The organism is Marinicrinis lubricantis (assembly GCF_042658665.1).
Classification (GTDB): Bacteria; Bacillota; Bacilli; order Paenibacillales; family KCTC-33676; genus Marinicrinis; species Marinicrinis lubricantis.
Map to the genome: position 1 here is coordinate 1 of NZ_JBHSQV010000022.1, position 3,433 is coordinate 3,433.

The following is a 3,433-nucleotide window of genomic DNA, read 5'->3' on the forward strand; positions in this document are numbered from 1 at the left end:
TAAATCTCGTATTCTTGGAGCAAATTTAAATCCTAATAAATGGGTCAGTCCGAATATTTGGTCTGTGTAACCAGCCGTGTCTGTATAATGCTCTACTATATTTAGATCCGTCTCATGGTGTAACAAACCATCCAAAACATGAATCGCATCCCTTGAATTAGTATGAATAATCTTTGTGTAATAAGAAGAAAATTGATCACTTGTAAAACGATAGATGGTGGCTCCTTTTCCAGTTCCATAATGTGGGTTTGCATCTGCATCTCATACCATCGGACGAGGATGTTGTACCGTCTCCCCAATAGGAGGACAATTGCAATTTGTGATGAAAATTTACTAATACGGCTTGGGCTTTATTCATTGCATCTTCATACATGCGCCATTGTGATACATTGGCCAATTGCTTATATGTAAGTCCGGGTGTTGCTTCAGCCATTTTGCTTAAACNGGGGTTCCGTCAGGAAAATACGGATTTACAACGTTAAACTATTTTTTGGGAAACAAAAACCTTGCTTCCCCAACGCTAAGCAGAAGAAGCAAGGTGAGTTAATAATTTCACTTGCCAGAATCACGAGGTGGATTCACCATGTTCATGTAATTTATATCCTCCAGGGTAAACAATATTCACCTCAACCTTTACATGGCGCAGGGAATCTTGGTTTAAAACGAGTTGCTGTTTTCCTGTGGCTATGCTCTTCCATTGATGTGGATGTTTGCGATACAAAGATTCGCCCAAATTGTAAATATCTATACCCTCTTTAAAAGCAGTTTGATACGTTTTGCGGATTTGCTCCTCTATTTTTTCCTGAGCCATTTGTGTGAGTTCCTTTACGGTAAGGTCCGTATGTAATTCATTGATCCCTGCCTTCACTTTTACTGAAATATCGAAATACGCCTTGTTCAATTTCACAATAGGAGTCACTTCATATTTGGGTTTTTCTGCGACAAGAACAGCCGCAAGCTTTTCTTCGGCAAACAAATCAAGAGGTACTCGGATCGTGTGAGTACTTAGCCAGGGCATTCCCGACAAATCCTTAAGATCCATTCGTCCATAATAATTGTGTAGATCATATACATGTATGCCAGAATATCTAAGCAGCTCTTTTGGTTTATTACTTTCCTGCCATTGACCTTTGCGAAGCGATAATTCCGGTATATAACTGGTTCTGGCCTTTTCGTTTGAGTCCAGTACAAATTGTTGCAGGCGGACCGGAGCAAGGATAGAACGCTGTCTGAAATTTTGCTCGGGATTGTGAAGAATGGATGCATTTGGCGAAAATCTAAAAAATGGGGTTGCCAGCAAGATTTCTTCAGGAGGCTCTCTTGTGCTAAACAGCCAGGCCAAGTACCTTATTTCACGATAACGGTTGATCAATTCCAGCACTTCTCCGACTTTGTTTTCCTTCATCAATCTCTCGCTGAACAAAATGGCAGAGATTTGTCCCAAGTTTAAGCGTTGTTGTGATGTACTGTACAAATCATTTGCCGCCTCCGTAAACGAGGAACCTTCGCCTTTGCCCACCCAAACCGGGGGCTGCTCCGCTTTTTGCTGTCCCTCCAGCTTGGCCACTGTCGAGAAATCAAGCAATTGCACATACAAGGTGTATTGGCCATCGACATAGTCTATTCCAACAGCCGTAGCATAGTTCATGTTTTGCACTTCATATCTGCTCCAGCAACCGGTAAGGGTGAGAAGAAGGAAAAGTGCAACCATACTTTTATATCTCCTCATTTATGCCTGTCCCCTTGCCTTGTAGAATCTCGTGTCTTCAACATGTCCGGTCGAGTGTTTCGCCATGGCCAAGGTAATCGAAACAAAGCGTTGGCCAAGTCTTTAAATGGAGGTGATATTGGGGCCAAGTAAGGCAAGCCGCATGAACGCAATGAGGCTAAATGGCTGAGCACAATAAATAATCCAAGAAAGAAGCCATAAATGCCAAGCGTGGCAGACAGAATGAAAAGAAAAAAGCGTAAGGTACTAATCGTTCCAGCCAATGATAGGCTCGATAAAGTTGAACCAAAGATTTGTGTAATTGCTCCGATGACAACGATACCTGGGGATAAGAATCCAGCACGAATGGCCGCATCCCCAGGATAAGTCCTCCTACAACCGTTACCGTGGAGCCGACCGCAGAAGGCAATCGGATACCAGCTTCCCGCAGGATTTCTAAGAAGAGAAGTGCAATAAACATTTCAACTGCCACATCAAAAGGGATTCCCAACCGGTTAATCCCCAAAGTGGCAAGTAGATAATAGGGCAGCTGATCTTGATGATAGGAAAGAATGGCAACAAAAAATGCAGGAAGCAGTAGCGATACGGACAAGCCAAGTAAACGAAGCGTTTGACCAAATGTAGCTGCCAAAGCAGTAAAGTGGATATCTTCGGGTGCTTTCACAAGCAAAAATAAATTGGCAGGCGCAATCAACGCAGCCGGTGTACCATCCACAATCAACGCTACACGCCCATTGAGCATACAGTTCACGGTAAAGTCTGCTCTGCCTGTATACCCCATCAAAGGAAACAATGCTTTTGTCGGTTCCATTAATTCTTCTAGCTGAGTGGCGCTAAACGCTCCGTCAATGTGAAGATCATCTAATTTATTCTTTACATCTTGAACAATCTTAGGATCAACAATGTCACGCATGTAAAGAATTGCAACGGTTGTTTTCGTGCGAACGCCTACTTTTTTCGTTTCATAAACCATGCTGGTTGATTTGATTCGTTTCCGAATTAACGCCACATTGACTCCCACTTCTTCCACAAATCCATCCTTTGGCCCCCGTACCGAAAGCATTCGCATCATCTGTACGTTCTTTCAAGCTGCGCGTAATATCTGCTGTTCTACTCATTTTAATTTGCAGGCCTTCATAATGGTTTTCCAAGAGATTTCGGATGCTATGGGAAATATTTAAGGTAATTTCTTTTTCCTGCATCCCATTGCCAATAGCTCCTGGGTCCATTCTCCCGTGACCAGGATCTAAATATAATTTAAACATTTTACACCACCTCGTACAAATAAAATATGATCGAAGAGTAACGGAGGTATAGGAATTCGTCTGAGATACATATAAAAATAGGTGATGATAGGCATTACATTTCATTGAATCAGATGATTTATTTTAAAGCTAAGAAATTTTCCAAATGCGAGACCATATGTATGAGCAGCAATTAATGTTCCATATTTTTCGTGGGTCAGGCAAACTCTTGTTCATCTAGACAGTAGGCTGATTGATTATTGATGCTTCTTTCTTAACAAAACACCTAAGTGATTCTCTGTGCATATACTGTATCATTACTACAGGATTATGATTAAGCATTTTGCATAATTCCGTTTTTGGGAATTACGCAGCAGAATTCTAGGCTTAGTAGAACAGCTTTTTCAGCTTTGCTGACTTGAATTGCAGAAATGGGCAGACCTGCAGAATTTCTGGTGAA

2 protein-coding genes and 2 pseudogenes are annotated in these 3,433 nt (G+C 41.7%); all 4 read right to left on the reverse strand.

The features are described from left to right. Positions 1 to 433, reverse strand: a pseudogene (locus ACFPXP_RS02830) (Tn3 family transposase); the annotation flags it as partial. A 132-nt stretch (positions 434 to 565) separates the two neighbouring features. Then, entirely contained in the window at positions 566 to 1,711 is a 1,146-nt protein-coding gene (locus tag ACFPXP_RS02835) for a Ger(x)C family spore germination protein (protein WP_379892165.1), read from the reverse strand. Between the two features lie 14 nt (positions 1,712 to 1,725). After that, a pseudogene (locus ACFPXP_RS02840) lies at positions 1,726 to 2,801 on the reverse strand (spore germination protein). Next, positions 2,692 to 2,994 carry an N-acetylmuramoyl-L-alanine amidase family protein gene (locus ACFPXP_RS02845; RefSeq protein WP_017697717.1) on the reverse strand — a complete coding sequence of 101 codons (303 nt, stop codon included), beginning with the start codon at positions 2,992 to 2,994 and terminating at the stop codon, positions 2,692 to 2,694. The pseudogene ACFPXP_RS02840 and the gene ACFPXP_RS02845 overlap by 110 nt, the downstream one beginning before the upstream one ends. Between the last annotated feature and the right edge of the window lie 439 nt (positions 2,995 to 3,433).